15 protein-coding genes are annotated in these 16351 nt (G+C 71.6%); 7 read left to right on the top strand and 8 right to left on the bottom strand.

From position 1 onward, the window contains the following. Positions 1-16 precede the first annotated feature (16 nt). The 4 genes from O7627_RS04620 to O7627_RS04605 all read left to right on the top strand — a co-directional run bounded on the left by O7627_RS04620 (position 17) and on the right by O7627_RS04605 (position 6226). Positions 17-4006 (top strand): ThuA domain-containing protein, encoded by a 3990-nt coding sequence (locus O7627_RS04620; protein WP_278092250.1) that lies wholly within the window; start codon positions 17-19, stop codon positions 4004-4006. A gap of 147 nt (positions 4007-4153) precedes the next feature. Further along, positions 4154-5287 carry a PQQ-dependent sugar dehydrogenase gene (locus O7627_RS04615; RefSeq protein WP_278092249.1) on the top strand — a complete coding sequence of 378 codons (1134 nt, stop codon included), beginning with the start codon at positions 4154-4156 and terminating at the stop codon, positions 5285-5287. Between the two features lie 87 nt (positions 5288-5374). Next, complete coding sequence (locus O7627_RS04610) at positions 5375-5935, top strand: Uma2 family endonuclease (protein WP_278092248.1); 561 nt, start codon at positions 5375-5377, stop codon at positions 5933-5935. A 66-nt stretch (positions 5936-6001) separates the two neighbouring features. Continuing rightward, a complete protein-coding gene (locus tag O7627_RS04605; protein ID WP_278092247.1) occupies positions 6002-6226 on the top strand; it encodes a winged helix-turn-helix domain-containing protein in 225 nt (74 codons plus the stop codon). Positions 6227-6358: 132 nt separating this feature from the next. On the opposite strand, the gene O7627_RS04600 is transcribed toward O7627_RS04605, so the two are convergent. Next, positions 6359-6673 carry a hypothetical protein gene (locus tag O7627_RS04600; RefSeq protein ID WP_278092246.1) on the bottom strand — a complete coding sequence of 105 codons (315 nt, stop codon included), beginning with the start codon at positions 6671-6673 and terminating at the stop codon, positions 6359-6361. A 214-nt stretch (positions 6674-6887) separates the two neighbouring features. On the opposite strand from O7627_RS04600, the gene O7627_RS04595 reads away from it, so the two are divergent. Together O7627_RS04595 and ppc are read left to right on the top strand one after the other, a co-directional pair. Beyond that, positions 6888-7115, top strand: a complete 228-nt coding sequence (locus tag O7627_RS04595) for a winged helix-turn-helix domain-containing protein (RefSeq protein WP_278092245.1) — start codon at positions 6888-6890, stop codon at positions 7113-7115. 164 nt (positions 7116-7279) lie between these two features. Next, entirely contained in the window at positions 7280-10066 is a 2787-nt protein-coding gene (gene ppc, locus O7627_RS04590; RefSeq protein ID WP_278092244.1) for a phosphoenolpyruvate carboxylase, read from the top strand. A gap of 145 nt (positions 10067-10211) precedes the next feature. Here ppc and O7627_RS04585 read toward each other — a convergent pair whose 3' ends face one another. The 3 genes from O7627_RS04585 to O7627_RS04575 are packed head-to-tail and all read right to left on the bottom strand — an operon-like array spanning position 10212 to position 11637. Then, positions 10212-10487 carry a hypothetical protein gene (locus tag O7627_RS04585; protein WP_278092243.1) on the bottom strand — a complete coding sequence of 92 codons (276 nt, stop codon included), beginning with the start codon at positions 10485-10487 and terminating at the stop codon, positions 10212-10214. Continuing rightward, positions 10484-10969 (bottom strand): DUF2269 family protein, encoded by a 486-nt coding sequence (locus O7627_RS04580; protein ID WP_278092242.1) that lies wholly within the window; start codon positions 10967-10969, stop codon positions 10484-10486. Before O7627_RS04580 ends, O7627_RS04585 begins: the two co-directional genes overlap by 4 nt. After that, positions 10966-11637, bottom strand: coding sequence for a DJ-1/PfpI family protein (locus tag O7627_RS04575; RefSeq protein WP_278092241.1), 672 nt, complete (start codon positions 11635-11637; stop codon positions 10966-10968). The genes O7627_RS04580 and O7627_RS04575 overlap by 4 nt, the downstream gene beginning before the upstream one ends. Positions 11638-11757: 120 nt before the next feature. Here O7627_RS04575 and O7627_RS04570 point away from each other — a divergent pair, with 120 nt between their 5' ends. Next, a complete protein-coding gene (locus O7627_RS04570; protein ID WP_278092240.1) occupies positions 11758-12711 on the top strand; it encodes a helix-turn-helix domain-containing protein in 954 nt (317 codons plus the stop codon). A gap of 121 nt (positions 12712-12832) precedes the next feature. Here O7627_RS04570 and O7627_RS04565 read toward each other — a convergent pair whose 3' ends face one another. The 4 genes from O7627_RS04565 to O7627_RS04550 are packed head-to-tail and all read right to left on the bottom strand — an operon-like array spanning position 12833 to position 16328. Further along, positions 12833-13543: an ABC transporter permease gene (locus tag O7627_RS04565; protein ID WP_278092239.1), complete on the bottom strand. Its 711-nt coding sequence runs from the start codon at positions 13541-13543 to the stop codon at positions 12833-12835. Between the two features lies 1 nt (position 13544). Beyond that, the gene (locus O7627_RS04560; RefSeq protein ID WP_278092238.1) at positions 13545-14546 is read right to left on the bottom strand and encodes an ABC transporter ATP-binding protein; all 1002 of its coding nucleotides are present in this window, start codon (positions 14544-14546) and stop codon (positions 13545-13547) included. Further along, positions 14543-15421 carry an ABC transporter permease subunit gene (locus O7627_RS04555; protein ID WP_278092237.1) on the bottom strand — a complete coding sequence of 293 codons (879 nt, stop codon included), beginning with the start codon at positions 15419-15421 and terminating at the stop codon, positions 14543-14545. Before O7627_RS04555 ends, O7627_RS04560 begins: the two co-directional genes overlap by 4 nt. Then, positions 15408-16328, bottom strand: a complete 921-nt coding sequence (locus O7627_RS04550) for an ABC transporter ATP-binding protein (protein ID WP_278092236.1) — start codon at positions 16326-16328, stop codon at positions 15408-15410. The genes O7627_RS04555 and O7627_RS04550 overlap by 14 nt, the downstream gene beginning before the upstream one ends. Between the last annotated feature and the right edge of the window lie 23 nt (positions 16329-16351).

The raw sequence follows: 16351 nt of genomic DNA, 5'->3' as shown, positions 1-16351 counted from the left end.
CTCCCAAGGAGCGGACATGGCCCACGAACGCCATTCCAAGAAATCCCGATTCGGATTATCTCGCCGACGCGCCGCCGTCCTGGCCGCGGCCACCCTGCTGGCCGGCCTGCTGACCGCCACCCCGGGCACCGCCCCGGACGCGGCCGCGGCGCCCCCCACCTGGGGCAACCGGGTGGTGAACGTGCTGGTCTTCCACGGACCGGCCGCCGAGCAGGACGACCCGGTGGCCAAGGCCACGAACGCGATCCGCAAGCTCGGCAAGGAGCACGGCTTCTACGTCCACGAGGCCGAGGACCCGGCCGTCTTCGCCGCCGAGAACCTGGCCCGCTACCGCAGCGTGGTGTTCCTGTCGGCGAACGGGGTGACCCTCGACGACACGCAGGAGGCCGCCTTCCAGGCGTACGTGAAATCGGGTGGGGGTTTCGTCGGCGTGCACGACGCCGCGTACGCCCAGCCCAGCTCGGAGTGGTTCACCGGCCTGATCGGCACCCGGCCGGCGGCCAGTCTGCCGGACGCCGAGGAGGTGGTGGAGGCCACCGCGAGCGGCACCAACCCGCCGAACGAGACCCCGCCACACGCCTTCGACGGGTCGACCAGCACCAAGTGGCTGACCCGGCAGCCGGTGAGCTGGCTCGCCGGCAAGCTGGCCACCCCGGTCGCCGTCAACCGGTACGCCCTGACCTCGGCCAACGACTCCCCCGGCCGGGACCCGAAGGACTGGACCCTGCAGGGCTCGAACGACGGCGAGAGCTGGACCGACCTGGACCGCCGCACCGGGGAAGCCTTCCCGCAGCGCTTCCTGACCCGGCAGTTCAGCTTCGGCAACGACGTCGCCTACCAGCACTACCGGCTGAACATCACCGCGAACAGCGGTGAGCCGCTGACCCAGCTGGCCGAGCTGTGGCTGATCGGCCCGGACGCGGCGCCGCCGCCGGAGAGCCAGGTGCAGGAGGCGGTGGTCGACGTCACCGACCGGGACCACCCGGCCAACGCCGGGCTGCCGCTGAAGTGGACCCGGTCCGACCAGTGGATCAACTGGGACCCGAGCCCGGTCGGGCGGGTACACACCGTCGCGCAGGTCGAGGAGACCAGCTACCAGGTGGGGTTGAGCGGCAACGGCCCGTTCCACCCGGTCTCCTGGTGCCGCGACTACGACGGCGGCCGGTCTTTCTACCTGGGCATGGGCCGCACCGAGGCCAGCTACACCAGCGACGACCGGTTCCGCGACCACCTGCTGGGGGCGATCCGCTGGACCGCCGGCACGGTCCGGGGCGACTGCCAGGCCGGCATCGCCGCGAACTACCGGACCGAACGGCTGACCGCGGCGAACCAGTCCGGCCAGCTCGACCAGATCGGCGAGCCGCACGGGCTGACCATCGCACCGGACGGGACGGTCTTCTACATCGGCAAGGCGGCCTGCCCGACCGCGCCGGTGGTGAACTGGGACGACCCGAACGTCGGCCTGGGCTGCGGCACCATCCACCAGTGGGACCCGCGTACCCGGCAGGTGAAGCTCCTCACCACGCTGCCGGTGATGGGTCACCGGGGCAGCGGCGGTGAACTGGTGAAGAACGAGGAGGGCCTGGTCGGTATGACGCTGGACCCGGCGTTCGCGGAGAACGGCTGGTTCTACGTCTACTGGATGCCGCACTCCTCGATCGACCGGGAGAAGCGGATCGGCAAGCGGACCGTCTCCCGGTTCACCTACGACGCCGCGACCGACACCATCGACCAGGGCACCCGGGTCGACCTGCTGGAGTGGGACACCCAGATCCACAGCTGCTGCCACGCCGGCGGCGGGATGACCTTCGACGAGTCCGGCAACCTGTATGTCGGCACCGGCGACAGCAACTCCTCCGGCGGCTCCGGCGGCTACTCCGGCAACAACTGGACCCAGGAGTACGCGGGGGTCTCGTTCCAGGACGCCCGCCGTACCTCCGGCAACACCAACGACCTGAACGGCAAGATCCTGCGGATCCACCCGGAGCCGGACGGCTCGTACACGATCCCGGACGGGAACCTCTTCACCGGGAACGAGGAGGGCGGCGGCAAGACCCGGCCGGAGATCTACGTGATGGGGGTCCGCAACATCGCCCGGATCGCCTGGGACCCGGTGAACGACTGGCTGACCGCGGCCTGGGTCGGCCCGGACGCCAGCGCCCCGAGCCCCGAACTGGGTCCGGCCAAGTACGAGACCGCCACCATCATCACCTCGGCCGGCAACCAGGGCTGGCCCTACTGCATGGGCAACCGGCAGCCGTACCGGGACCGCAGCAACACCGACGCGACGGTGCTGACCGGCTGGTACGACTGCGACAACCTGCGCAATGAGTCGCCGCGCAACACCGGCCTGGTCGACATTCCGCCGGCCCGGGACAACATGATCTGGTTCTCGCCGCAGGGCGGCGGGCCGGTCTACCCGACCCGGACCGACGGCAGCGGGCTGCCGTCGTACGTGACCGGGCAGGAGACGTTCACCCGGCCGTACCTGCGCGGCGGCAGTCAGGCCGTGATGAACGGGCCGACCTACCAGCGCTCCGAGGTCGACACCGACAGCGGGGTGGCGTGGCCGGCGTACTGGAACAACAAGTGGTTCATCGGGGACTACTCGAACTCCGGCAACCGGGTGGCGGTGACCGTCGACCCGGCGAACGTGCCGGAGCAGGGGGCGCCCGCCCTCGGCGAGGACCTGCGGGCGATCATCCAGGCCGGCACCGGCGGCACCCAGCTGGACCACTGGATGGACGCCAAGTTCGGCCCGGACGGCGCGCTGTACCTGCTCGACTACGGCGGCGGCTTCTTCTCCCTGCACAACAACCAGAAGCTGATCCGGATCACCTACCAGGGCGGGGCGGCCACCCCGAACCCGGGCCTGGCCACCACCCGGGCGGCCGCGCAGAGCGAGCCGCGGCGGGTCGAGTTCTCCAGCGCCCGGGTCGGCGGGGTGGCCTGGGAGTGGGACTTCGGCGACGGCAGCCGGCCGTCGACCCAGGCCCACCCCACCCACACCTACCAGCGGTACGGCACCTTCCAGGCGACCCTGAAGGTGACGTACGCCGACGGCGAGGTGGTCACCGACACCATCGACGTCAACGTCGGCTGCGTGGCGGCCGACACCAGGCCGACGGTCCGGCTGCTCGACACCGACACCGGGGTGCCGAACCGGCAGGCCGGCGGCGGTTGCACGATCAACGACCTGATCGACGACGAGCGGTCGTGGCCGAACCAGGGCTCGTTCACCAGTCACCTGGACGAGGTGGTCGACCTGCTGGCCGCGGTGCGGATCATCAACGAGACGGAGGCGGCGACGCTGCGCCAGGCGGGCGCCGACTCCCCGATCGGTCGGACCCCCGGCTACCGGCACATCTTCGACGGGACCGGGTACTCGCTCGCCGACTGGCGGCAGGCGCCCGGCGGCTCGTTCGGGCTGCGCCCGGACGGTTCGATCCGCAGTGCCGGCGGGCTGGGCATGCTCTGGTACGCGGGTCAGGAGTTCGCCGACTACTCGGTCCGGCTGAAGTTCCGGGACATCTCACCGGATGCGGTACGCGCCAACAGCGGCCTGCTGGTGCGGTTCCCCGATCCGCGGATCCCGCTGGCGGACCGGCCGGAGGGCAGTTGCGGCACGATCGGGTCGGCCCGGACGTCGCAGGCGTGGGTGGCGATCTACTGCGGCCACGAGATCCAGATCTACGACGGGGAGACGGGCGAGTCGCAGAAGACCGGCTCGGTCTACAACTTCTCGCCGCTGACGCTGGACCGGGCCGGGGCCACCCCGAAGGGCCAGTGGAACGACTACGAGTTCCGGGTGGTCGGCCAGCACTACACGATCATCCGCAACGGGGTGGTGATCCACGAGTTCGACAACGTCCCGGGCAAGCAGTCCTCCCGGGCCGGTGACCCGCCGACGGACGCCCGCCAGTTCCTCAGCGGCTTCCTCGGCCTGCAGAACCACGGCAACAGCGACGTGATCGAATTCCGCGACATCCGGGTAAGAGAGTTGTAGTAGGAAGGGGCGCCGCCGCCGGCAGTGGCATTGTTGGTCTGGCCACTGCCGGCGGCTGCGCCGTACCCGTACCAGCCCGGCCTTTCGCCGGGCTTTCGGGTTTTCCTGATGCGCTTGCCCGACTATCGACCAGCTTCGGAGGACACCATGGCAGTCAGCACCGCAGGTAGGCGGAGTGCGTGGGGGTGCGCCGCGCTACTCGTGGTCGGCGCGGTGACGAGCTGCGGTGACGACCCCGCCGAGCCGGCCCGGTCCACTGCGACGCCCGGCCCGGTGGTCACGGCGACGGCGCCGAGCACCCCGTCGGCGACGCCGGATCTGGGCGCCGGCGAGGTGGTCGCGGAGGGGATCGACGTACCGTGGGGCCTGACCTTCCTGCCCGACGGCGACGCGCTGGTGGCCGAGCGGGAGAGCGGCCGGATCCTGCGGGTCTCCCCGAGCGGTGGACAACCCCGCCAGGTGTACGACGTGCCGGGCGTGGTGGCCGGCGGTGAGGGTGGCCTGCTGGGATTGGCGGTCTCCCCCGACTACGCCTCGGACAATCTGGTGTACGCCTACTTCACGGCGCGGGAGGACAACCGGATCGTCCGGTTCAGCCTGGACGACGACAGCCCGGACGTGGTCTTCGACGGCATCGCGAAGGCTGGCAACCACAACGGTGGCCGGATCGCGTTCGGCCCGGACGGCATGCTCTACGTGGGCACCGGGGACGCCGGCCGGACGTCGCGGTCCCAGGACGCCGACGACCCCGCCGGCAAGATCCTCCGGTTGACCCCGGACGGCGAACCGGCCCCCGGAAACCCGACCGCCGGCTCGCCGGTCTACAGCCTCGGCCACCGCAACGTGCAGGGGCTGGCCTGGGACGCGCAGGGTCGGCTGTTCGCCACCGAGTTCGGGCAGAACGACGTGGACGAGTTGAACCTGATCGAGCCGGGCCGCAACTACGGCTGGCCCGAGGTCGAGGGGGAAGGTGACACCGAGGGCGGGCGCTACACCAACCCGCTTGTCACCTGGCCCACCCGTGAGGCGTCCCCGTCCGGCCTGGCCATCGCGGGCGAGACGGCGTACATGGCCGCGCTGCGCGGCGAGCGGCTCTGGACCATCCCGCTGACCGGCGACCCAGTCGGCGAGCCGTCGGCCGAGTTCACCGACCGCTACGGCCGGCTGCGCACGGTCGCGGTCGCCCCCGACGGCGCCCTCTGGCTGACCACCTCGAACACCGACGGCCGGGGCGACCTCCGCGACGGCGACGACCGCATCCTCCGCTTCCCCGCCCGCTGACCGTGCCGGCACCAGCCGGCACCGGACAGCAGGGCCTGGGCGCTGCGGGTCCCCTCGTGCGACCAGCCCGGCCGTTAGGATGACCACATGAGCGCGGAGGCTGTCGGCAGGCACATGCCGTCCGTCGTGACGCTCGACGATCTCGCCGCGATGATCGCAGCCGATCCGCACGGACACCGTTACGAGACCAGCCCCCAGGGAGCGTTGTCCGTAATGCCGCCACCCGATTCGGAACACGCGGCGATCGCGAGCCGGCTGTTGGTGTGGCTCGCCACGGCGGGTTGGCCGGCCGAGCAGGTGCTCCAGGCCGCCGGGGTCCGCATCCCCGGGCCGGACGGTGACGGGGGCCGGATTCCCGACCTGACCCTCTGGTCCCGTCCTCAGCCGCGCAGCGTCTGGCTGGCGGTCACGGAGCTCCTACTGGTGGTCGAGATCGTGTCTCCGGGGTCGGAGACGATGGACGAGATGGTGAAGCGGCACGAGTACGCCCGCGCGGGGATCCCCTGGTACTGGGTCGTCGACCGGGACGCCGCGCAGACCGTCACCCTCAATCGGCTCGCCCCGACCGGCGAGTACGAGGTGGCCAGCAAGCTACCGCTCGCCTGGCTCCTGAACACGGCCCCCGCCGACCACCTCGACCGCCCCTGACAACGCGGCCGACCAGTCAGGCGCGGCCTAGCGGATCTACTTGGCAACGCGAGCCAGGGAGACACCTTGCACACACCGAAGTACGAGCGGGTGGCGTCGGCCATCCGGGACCAGATCCGGTCCGGGCAGCTCAAGCCCGGAGACCAGTTGCCGACGACCCAGGGCCTGATCAAGGAGCACGGCGTCTCCTACGGATCCGTCCGCACCGCGCTCATGATCCTCAAGGCGGAAGGGCTGATCGAGGGCCGGCAGGGCGAAGGCGTCTACGTGCGAAAGATCGCTTGCGCCTAACGAGCCATTCACCCCGCCCGGCCCACGGCCAGCCGCCCATTGCGCCAGATGGAGGTCAAGTTCATCAGGACATTGAGCACGCGAATCGGGCTCCAAGCGTGCGTATTGTCCTGACGATCTTGACCTCCATGGTCAGGCAGCGCGGGAAGGGGTGGCGTTGGCGTGGCCGAGTAGCCGGGGCAGCAGGCGCGCCAGGGACAGTGCCTGGATCAAGCCGATCGGCCAGCGCTCGACATCACCGCCAAGGGTGAACTCCAACAGCACGCCACCAACCGGAATGGAGGGCGACTCGACGTCGAGTTGCCAGAGCCCGGCCGCGACCTGGATCACCTCGTCGCCGAGCGATGCCACTGGCAGCAGGGCCGAGTTGTGCCAGCCCGGCGCGGTGGCGCAGTCCGGGCCGCGCCCGCACCACGGCGGGTGGGCAGGATTCGATAGCTTGTCCATGGGCCGGGGGTCCTTCCCGGTCAAGGCCCGGGGATCGGAGCGCCAACTCCACCCTGGTCCGCCTAATACTGAAGATGTTCGCGAGAAGCCCAGTGGTACCACCCAGACGGGCTGCTCCGGTTCAACCTAGGACATGATCCCACCCTTGGTCAGTGCCTACTTCAGGTAGTAGGTCGCGGCGTGATCTCATTGGCGTGCCACCCAGGGAGTTGTCATGCCATATGAGGCCGCCTATGAGCGGGTCGCCCGCGAGCTGCGGGAACGGATCGTCTCCGGTCAGCTCAAAACCGGCGACAGGCTGCCGTCGATCAGTCAGCTCAAGGCCGAGTACCAGGTCTCCGACACGGTGATCCGCAACGCCATGTTGATCCTGCGGACCGAAGGGCTGACCGAGGGGCGGCCGGGGTCCGGAGTGTTCGTGCGGGAGCGGGACGGCGGGTAGTTCGGCGGTGGAGTGACGACCGCCACTCGCGTCGGCAATCGGCCAGGTGGGCTGCGTCATTCGCAAGATGTGAACGCGGGGGCAGTGCGCCACCGAGGCGCCGCGCGGATACGATCAACGGTGTCGGACAGTGCCGTCCTTCGTACTCTCGTGAGGAGCGCACGGTGACCGACCAGCATGACCACGACGGCCCCGACGCCGCCCTGCGGGCGGACATCCGGCGACTGGGCACCCTGCTCGGCCAGACCCTGGCCCGGCAGGAGGGCAAGCCGCTGCTGGACCTGGTCGAGGAGATCCGGGCCCAGGTCCGCTCCGACGCCGAGGCCGCCGCGCAGCGGCTGGCCGCGATGGACATCACCACCGGTACGAAGCTGGCCCGCGCCTTCTCCACCTACTTCCACCTGGCCAACATCACCGAGCAGGTGCACCGGTCCCGGGACCTGCGCCGGCAGCGGGCCACCCAGGGCGGCTGGCTGGACCAGGCCGGCCGGTTGATCGCCGAGCGCGGGGTGTCGCCGGAGGAGATCTCCTCGGCGGCCCGCAAGCTCGCCGTCCGGCCGGTCTTCACCGCCCACCCGACCGAGGCGGCCCGGCGCTCCATCCTGTCGAAGCTGCGCGCGATCGCCGACGAGCTGGACACCGAGGCCGCCGCCGCGATCCTCTACGGCGCCGCCGACGAGGGGCCCGCCAACCGGCGGCTGGCCGAGCTGCTCGACCTGCTCTGGCAGACCGACGAGCTGCGGCTGGACCGACCGGACCCGACCGACGAGGCCCGCAACGCGATCTACTACCTGCGCGACCTCTACGACGAGGCCGCCCCGCAGGTGCTCGACGACCTGGCCAACACGCTGCGGTCGCTCGGGGTGGAGACCGCCCCCAGCGCCCGGCCGCTGACCTTCGGCACCTGGATCGGTGGTGACCGGGACGGCAACCCGTTCGTCACCCCCAAGGTCACCGGCGACGTGCTGCTGATCCAGCACGAACACGGCATCCAGGCCACCGAGAAGGCGCTGGACGCGCTGATCCGGGAGGTGTCGGTCTCCCGGCGGCTGCGCGGGGTGTCGCTGGACCTCTCCGCCAGCCTCGCCGCCGACCTGGACGCGCTGCCCGAGGTGGCGGCCCGGTTCCGGCGCACCAACGCCGAGGAGCCGTACCGGCTCAAGGCCCGCTGCATGAAGGTCAAGCTGGCCAACACCCGGCTGCGGCTGCGGCAGGGCACCGCGCACGTGCCCGGCCGGGACTACCTGGACGCCGCGCAGGTGGTCGCCGACCTGGAGCTGATGCGCGCCTCGCTGGCCCGCAACGCCGGCCAGCTCACCGCCGTCGGGATGCTGGCGTCGGCGATCCGCACCGTGTCGGCGTTCGGACTGCAGCTCGCCACGATGGACGTCCGTGAGCACGCCGAGGCGCACCACGTCGTGCTGGCGCAGCTCTACGCCCGGGTCGGCGAGGTCTCCGACTACTCCGCGCTGAGCCGGGCGGACCGGACCAAGCTGCTCGCCGACGAGCTGACCGGGCGCCGGCCGCTCTCCAGCCCGGACACCCCGTTGACCGAGGCGGCCCGCAAGACGTTCGACGTGTTCGCCGCGATCCGGCAGGCCCAGCAGCGGTACGGGCCGGAGGTGATCGAGTCGTACATCGTCTCGATGACCCTCGGCGTCGACGACGTGCTGGCCGCCGTGGTGCTGGCCCGGGAGGCCGGGCTGGTGGACGTGCACAGTGGCCGGGCCCGGATTGGCTTCGTGCCGCTGCTGGAGACCCCGGCAGAGCTGGACGCCGGTGGTGAGCTGCTGGACGAGATGCTGTCGCTGCCGGCGTACCGGGCGATCGTGACCGCCCGGGGCGACGTGCAGGAGGTGATGCTCGGCTACTCCGACTCCAACAAGGAGGCCGGCATCACCACCTCGCAGTGGTCGATCCACAAGGCGCAGCGGGCGCTGCGGGACGTGGCGGCCCGGCACAACGTACGGCTGCGGCTGTTCCACGGCCGGGGCGGCACGGTGGGCCGGGGCGGCGGCCCGACGCACGAGGCGATCCTGGCCCAGCCATACGGCACCCTGGACGGCGCGATCAAGGTCACCGAGCAGGGCGAGGTGATCTCCGACAAGTACACGATCCCGTCGCTGGCCAGGGAGAACCTGGAGCTGACGATCGCGGCCGTGCTGCAGAGCACGCTGCTGCACACCACCCCGCGCCAGCCGATGGAGATGCTGGAACGCTGGGACGCCACAATGGACGTGGTCTCCGGGGCGGCGTTCCGGCAGTACCGCTCGCTGGTCGAGAACCCGGACCTGCCGGCGTACTTCTGGGCGTCGACGCCGACCGAGCTGCTGGGAGCGCTGAACATCGGCTCCCGGCCGGCGAAGCGGCCCAACACCGGCGCCGGGCTGGGCGGCCTGCGGGCCATCCCGTGGGTGTTCGGCTGGACCCAGACCCGGCAGATCGTGCCCGGCTGGTTCGGGGTCGGGACCGGGCTGGCCGCCGCCCGCGCCGACGGGCTGGCCGACGTGCTCGCCGAAATGCACCGCAACTGGCACTTCTTCCGCACGTTCCTGTCGAACGTCGAGATGATGTTGACCAAGACCGACCTGAACATCGCCCGCCGCTACGTGGAGACGCTGGTGCCGGCGCAGCTGCGGCCGATCTTCACCACCATCGAGGAGGAGTACGAGTTGACCAAGCGCGAGGTGTTGGCGATCACCGCCTCTCCCGCGCTGCTGGACAACTCGCCGGTGCTGCAGCGCACCCTGGCCGTCCGGGACACCTACTTGGAGCCGCTGCACCACCTGCAGGTGGCGCTGCTGCGGCAGTACCGCGACTCCGGCGCCGCCGGCCGCGCGGTCGCCACCGCACCGGGTGGCCGGCGCGCCCCCGGCGACGGCACCGCCCTGGAGCGCGCCCTGCTCACCACCGTCAACGGCATCGCCGCCGGCATGCGCAACACCGGCTGACCCAGTCGCCGCAAGCCCGGTCGAGGAGGGCCGGTCGAGGAAGGCCGGTCGAGGAACGGCCGGTCGCCGTAAGGGCCGGTCGAGGTGGCCTGGTCCGGATAGCCCGGTCCCGGTGGCCGGTCGACGGGATCGGGTGCCCGGCGACCTACCGCCAGCCGTCGTCGGTGGCCGGTCGGAGGCGAGCGGCAGGCGCGGCCAGGAGGCCGCCGATGCCGGGGATGAGCGCGAGCAGCCACACCCGGTGGCGGCCGCCCATGACGAGGACGGCCGTGATGACGGTGGCCGTGTAGGCCAGCCCGTGGACTGGGCCGAGCACCCGGGTGAGCTCCGGCAGGTGGATGGTCGCCAGGTTCGCGAGCAGCAGCGCCAGCGTGCCGAGCTCAACCGTGCCGGCGACCCAGAGGACGCGGCGCGGGCTCACAGCCCGACTCCCGTCGTCGAGCCGGGCCGGTAGATCATCAGGACGACGACGATCGCCCAGAGCAGGTTGAAGACGCCGGTCAGCATCCCGAGCCGGCGCGCGACCCGGTCCGGCACCAGGTCGCCGGTCCGGTCCGCGTCCGTGGTGAGCGCCCGGAGGACCCGTCGCTGGCCGGGGAGGATGACCCCGATCAGCAGCGCGGCCGCGGCGGCGGTCAGGACCATGGAGACGATCAGCCAACTGTCGCCGAGCACGCCGAGGCTCGCACCGGTGGCGAGTCCGAACACCGGAACGAGGACGCCGATCACCGCGTAGACGCGGGTGATGCGGTGCAGGATGCGTACCGCGGCGCCCTTTTCGGGGTGTTCGGGTGCGGTGAGGGCGAGCCGCGCGGCGCGGGGGAACATGCTCGCGGCGATGGCGACCGGCCCGATGGCGAGGATGGCGGCGAGCACATGCACCGACAGCAGGAACGCGCTCACCCGCCGGTCCGCACGCCGGTCGCCGGCTGCCGGCTGCTCTTCCAGGTGGTGCCGCGGCGCTCGTACTCGAACAGCTCCTCGACGGCGCGGGCGGTGTGCGGGCCGAAGTCCCGTTCGAGCAGGTAGAGGGCGACGTCGAGGCCCGAGGTGACGCCGCCGCCGCTGATCAGGTCGCCGTCGTCGACCACCCGGGCGCGGACGGCGTGCACCCCCGTGGTGTCGAGCAGGTCGACGCCGAGCGCGTGGGTGGTGGCGGTGCGGCCGTCGAGAAGGCCGGCCATCGCCAGGGCGAGTGAACCTCCGCAGTACGCCGCGACGGTGATCTCCGGGTTGTCGAGCGCTCGACGGATCAGCGGCATCGCGTCGCTCGACGCGAACCGGCCGAGGCGCGCCGGGATGCTCTCCTCTCCGGCGTCCGCGTCGACCGGGCCGACCGCCCCGGGGACGAGCACGTAGCCGGGCGCGTCCGGGTCGAGGGTGGCGGTGGCCGTCAGCGTGATCCGGGGGTTACCGGACCGCACGACGCCGGGTCCGCCCGCGCTGACGAGTTCCAACGCGAACGCGCCGCCGAGGAACTGGCTCCCGGCGGTGAGCGCCTCGAACGGGGCGACCACGTCGAGCGGGTCGAACCCGTCGAAGAGCACGATCTGAACATTGATCCGGGGCATGGGTGATCCTTCCTGTTGGCGCTCGCTCTACCTTCGCGTTCCCCGCGCCGGCCGAAAAGTGGCTATCAGGACTAGAATCACCTGTATCTGGCCAAGCCCGGAGTGCCCTATTCTGCAGGGATGCACACCGTCGTCGTGCTTGCGCTGCCGGATGCGATTGCCTTCGATATGGCCACCGCCGTGGAGACCTTCGGGCGCGTGCGCCTGCCGGACGGCCGGCCGGGGTACCGGCTGGTCGTGGCCGGCCACGAGCGGTCCGTCCAGGCCGGTCCACTGCGCCTGTCTGTCGATGAAGGGCTGGACGCGATCGAACGCGCCGACCTGATCGTGGTGCCGGGACGCAACGACCCGCTGCGGCCGTCGCCGCCTCCCGTGCTGGCGGCCCTGCGGGCGGTGGCGCAACGCGGGACGCGGATCGCGTCGATCTGCGTCGGCGCGTTCACGCTGGCCGAGGCCGGGCTACTCGACGGGCGGGACGCGACGACCCACTGGCTCGCCGCGGACGAACTCGCGCGCCGGCATCCCGCGGTCCGGATGAACCCCGACCTGCTCTACACCGACAACGGCGACATTCTGACCTCCGCCGGTGCCGCGTCCGGTCTCGACCTGTGCCTGCACCTCGTCGAGCGCGACTACGGGACGGCCGTCGCGGCGGACGCCGCCCGCCTCGCCGTCGCGCCGCTGCACCGGCCGGGCGGGCAGGCGCAGTACATCGTCCGGAACCGGGCGAGCGCCCGGACCACGACGCTGACCAGGGCGTTGGACTGGATCGAAGCGAATGCGCACCGCGACCTCACCCTCGCCGACATCGCCGGGGCGGCGGGCATGAGCGTGCGTACGCTCACCCGCCGGTTCGCCGACGAGACCGGGCAGAGCCCGATGCAGTGGGTGTCGGGGGTGCGCATCCGGCACGCCCAGGAGCTGCTGGAAACCACCGACCACACGGTCGACCGGATCGCCGCCCAGACCGGGTTCCCGACCACGAGCAACTTCCGGGCCCAGTTCCTGCAGCTCCTCGGCGTCACACCCGGCGCCTACCGCAAGGTGTTCCGTCCACCGCAGACAACTGTGTGAGCGGCATCCGTCGAGTGTCTGGGCCTCCAGGCGCGGCAGCCGCGGCCCAAGGACCGGAAACGCCGCCGGCTGACCCGTTCCCATGCCGGGTCAGCCGGCGGCGCCATAGCAGTAACGCCGGTCAGCTCGTCTCGCCGGCCACGCTGAAGGAGCGGAGCCGGTCCACCGCCAGCACGGTGAAGCCGACCGTCAGCAGCACCGTCATCACCGTGGCCACCGGCACCGACACCGCGCCGTCGAGCAGGTCGGTGGGGGCGATCCGGTCGGCGAACGCCACCACGTACTGCTGGATCGACAGCACCCGGGTGCCGGACACCAGGTTGGTCAGCAGCCCCTCCCAGATCAGCACGTAGACCAGGCCGAGCAGCACCGGCCGCCGGGTGAGCAGACTCAGCGCCAGGAACAGCGCCGAGTACGCCAGCGCGCCCACCGCGCTCGCCGCGGCCAGCGCCAACCCCAGGCTGACCGAGTCGGCCAGCACCCCGGCGACGTAGAGCGGGACGGCCGCGGTGACGGCGGTGATGCCGGCCGCGACGAACAGCTTCGGCAGCACGATCTGCCAGCGCGGCAGCGGCTTGGTCAGGATGTGCACGATGGTGCCGTCGTCGATCTCGGAGCCGAGCACGCCGGTACCGACGATCAACGCGATCACCGGCAGTACCACGGCTAGCCCGAGGCCGACGAGGACCGGCGGCCCCCACTCGGCCGGGTCGATGCCGGACGCCCGGGACAGCACGGCGAGACCGACCAGCAGCAGCGGCAGCGGGAGCAGCAGCAGGAACCGGCGCCGGCCGAACAGGCCGCGCGCGGTGATCCACGAAATGGTCGACATCTCAGACCTCCACCAGGTAGGAGAAGACGCTCTCCAGGGACTCGTCCGAGGGCAGCAGCCGGCGGACCCGGATCTGCGCGGCGAGCGCGATCTTCGGCAGCGCGCGGGTGAAGCCGCCGTAGTCACCGGCCCGGACCGTCAGGCCGGTCTTGTCCAGCTCGACGCCGGTCACCGACGGGTCGGCCATCAGCGCGACCGCCAGCTTCCGGTCGTCGGTGGACTGCACCACGAAGACGTGCGGCCGGTGGGTCATCAGCCGGCGGATGCTGCGGAAGTCGCCGGAGGCGGCCAGCCGGCCGGCCACGATCACCTGGACGGTGCCGGAGACCTGCTCGACCTCCTCCAGAATGTGCGAGCTGAACAGGATGTTCCGGCCGGCGTCGCCGAGCGAGTGCAGCAGGTCCATCATGTGCATCCGCTGCCGCGGGTCCATCCCGTTGAACGGCTCGTCGAGCAGCAGCACCTCGGGGTCGTGCACCAGCGCGGCGGCCACCCGGGTGCGCTGCCGCATGCCCTTGGAGTAGGTGCCGATCCGGCGGTCCTGCACGTCGGTCAGCTCGACCAGCGCGATCGCCCGCCGGGCCGCCGCCTCCGGGTCCGGCAGCCGGTGCAGCTTGGCGCTGGCCAGCACGAACTCGTACGCGCTGAGGAAGGCGTGCACGGACTCCTTCTCGGTGACCAGGCCGAGCCGCCGGTACACCGACGGGTTGCGCCAGGTCGACTCGCCGCCGACGGTGACGGTGCCCCGGGACGGGGCCAGGAAGCCGGCCATCATGTGCAGCAGGGTGGTCTTGCCGGCGCCGTTCGGGCCGAGCAGACCGGTCACCCCGGCACCGAGGCTCATCGTGACGTCGTTGACGGCGACCACGTTGCCGTACCAGCGGGAGACCGCGCGCAGTTCGATGCCGGCGGCGGCAGTCCGGGCGGTGACCGGGGCCGGGCCGGCGCCGTCGGCCGGTCCGGCGGCCGGCGCCGCGAGCGTGGTGGTGGACTCGGGGTTCATGCGGCGGCGACCTTCCGGTAGCGGGCGAGCAGCAGCAGGACGCAGGCGGCGACGAATCCGACCGCGACCAGGCCGTAGAGCGGACCGAAGTCGCCGACGCCGAACTCGCCGTCCGACCCGAAGAGCCAGTCGCCGATGCCGCCGACCAGGGTGGCGGGGCTGGCCAGGCCGGACAGCTCGTTGGCGGTCCGGGACGGCATGACGGCGAGCACCCCGACCACCGGGGTGGTGACCAGGAAGGCGCCGACGATCGCCGCGGCGGCCACCGCCCGACGCTTGACCACCGAGGCGATCAGCAGGGCGATCGAGCCGAAGACGACCGCGTGGATGGCGGCGTGCGCCACGCCGGGCAGGAAGTCGCCGAACTCGGTCCAGACGGCCGAGACGTCCGGCAACGAGAACGCGGCACCGGCGAACATCACCGTCAGTGGGCCGGCCAGCATCAGGAACGTCGCGGTGAGCAGCGCGGCCAGCTTCGCCAGCGCGTAGTCGCTACGGCGTAGTGGCCGGGCGAAATACAGCGGTAGCACCCCGCTGTGCAGGTCCCGGGAGGCCAGCTCCGGCGCGACGATGGCGCAGAAGAAGATGATCAGCAGGGTGAGCACCTCGGGGAACTCCGGGTAGCTCAGCACCACCTCGCCGGTCTGGGTGCGGATCGCGACCAGCACCGCGGCGACCGCGCCGACGGTGCCGACGATCAGCCAGGGGAAGATCTTCGCCTTGGCGCTGCGGCCGAGCCCGAAGGCGGTCCGCAGACCGTGCAGGTAGAGCGCGCCGACGATGTGCCGGCGGCCGAGGCGGGTGCCCTCGTAGCGCTGGTAGCCGATGTCGTGGATGACCCCGGTCGGGGGTGCGGCGGTGTCAGACCTGGGCACTTGTGGTCTCCCTCGTGGCGAACAGCTCGGACACCCGGTGCCGGCGCTGGTCGAGCCGGTGCAACGGCAGGTCCAGCTCGGCGACCGTGGTCAGGATCAGGTCGTAGGTGGCGTCGTCGGCAAGCGGTACGAGCAGCAGCCGGCCCTCCCGGCTCACCGGCAGCCGCAGGCCGGTCAGCCGCGCCGCCAGCTCGTCGGTGCCCTCGCTCACCTCGACGGTGAGCACGTCGGTGGCGGTGGTCATGTCCGAGACCTGCGCCGACCGCAGCAGCCGGCCGCCGTCGATCGCGATCAGCGCGTCGCAGATCCGCTCGACCTCGCCGAGCAGGTGAGAGCAGACCAGCACGGAGATGCCGAACTCGGTGCCGATCCGGTGGATCAGGCTGAGCATGGCGTCCCGGCCGGCCGGGTCCAGGCCGTTGGTGGGCTCGTCGAGCAGCAGCAGGTCGGGGTCGTGCACCAGCGCCTGGGCGAGCTTGACCCGCTGCTTCATGCCGGTCGAGTAGCCGCCCACCTGCCGGTAGCGCTCCTCGTAGAGGCCGACGTGCCGCAGCGCCTCGGAGGCCCGTTCCCGGGCGGTGCTGCGGGGCAGGCCGCTCATCCGACCCATGTGGGTGACGAACTCGGCCGCGCTCAGGTCGGGCGGCAGGCAGTCGTGCTCGGGCATGTAGCCGACCCGGGCCCGGACGGTCTGACCGTCCGTGGTCGGGTCGAGACCGAGCACCCGGGCCTCGCCGGTGGTCGGCGGCAGCAGCCCCAACAGGATCTTGATGAAGGTCGACTTGCCGGCGCCGTTCGCGCCGACCAGCCCGACGATCCCCGGTTCGACCGCCACCGTGAGATCGGCCAGGGCGGTCACCCGGTTGCCGTACGTCTTGGTGAGCGACTGGGTCGCTATCAGTGTCACGTCGCTCAGCGTAGGGACCGGGG

Source organism: Solwaraspora sp. WMMD1047, from assembly GCF_029626155.1.
Lineage (GTDB): Bacteria > Actinomycetota > Actinomycetes > Mycobacteriales > Micromonosporaceae > WMMD1047.
The sequence above is the reverse complement of the archived record's forward strand: the minus strand, read 5'-3'. Positions and strand labels throughout refer to the sequence as shown.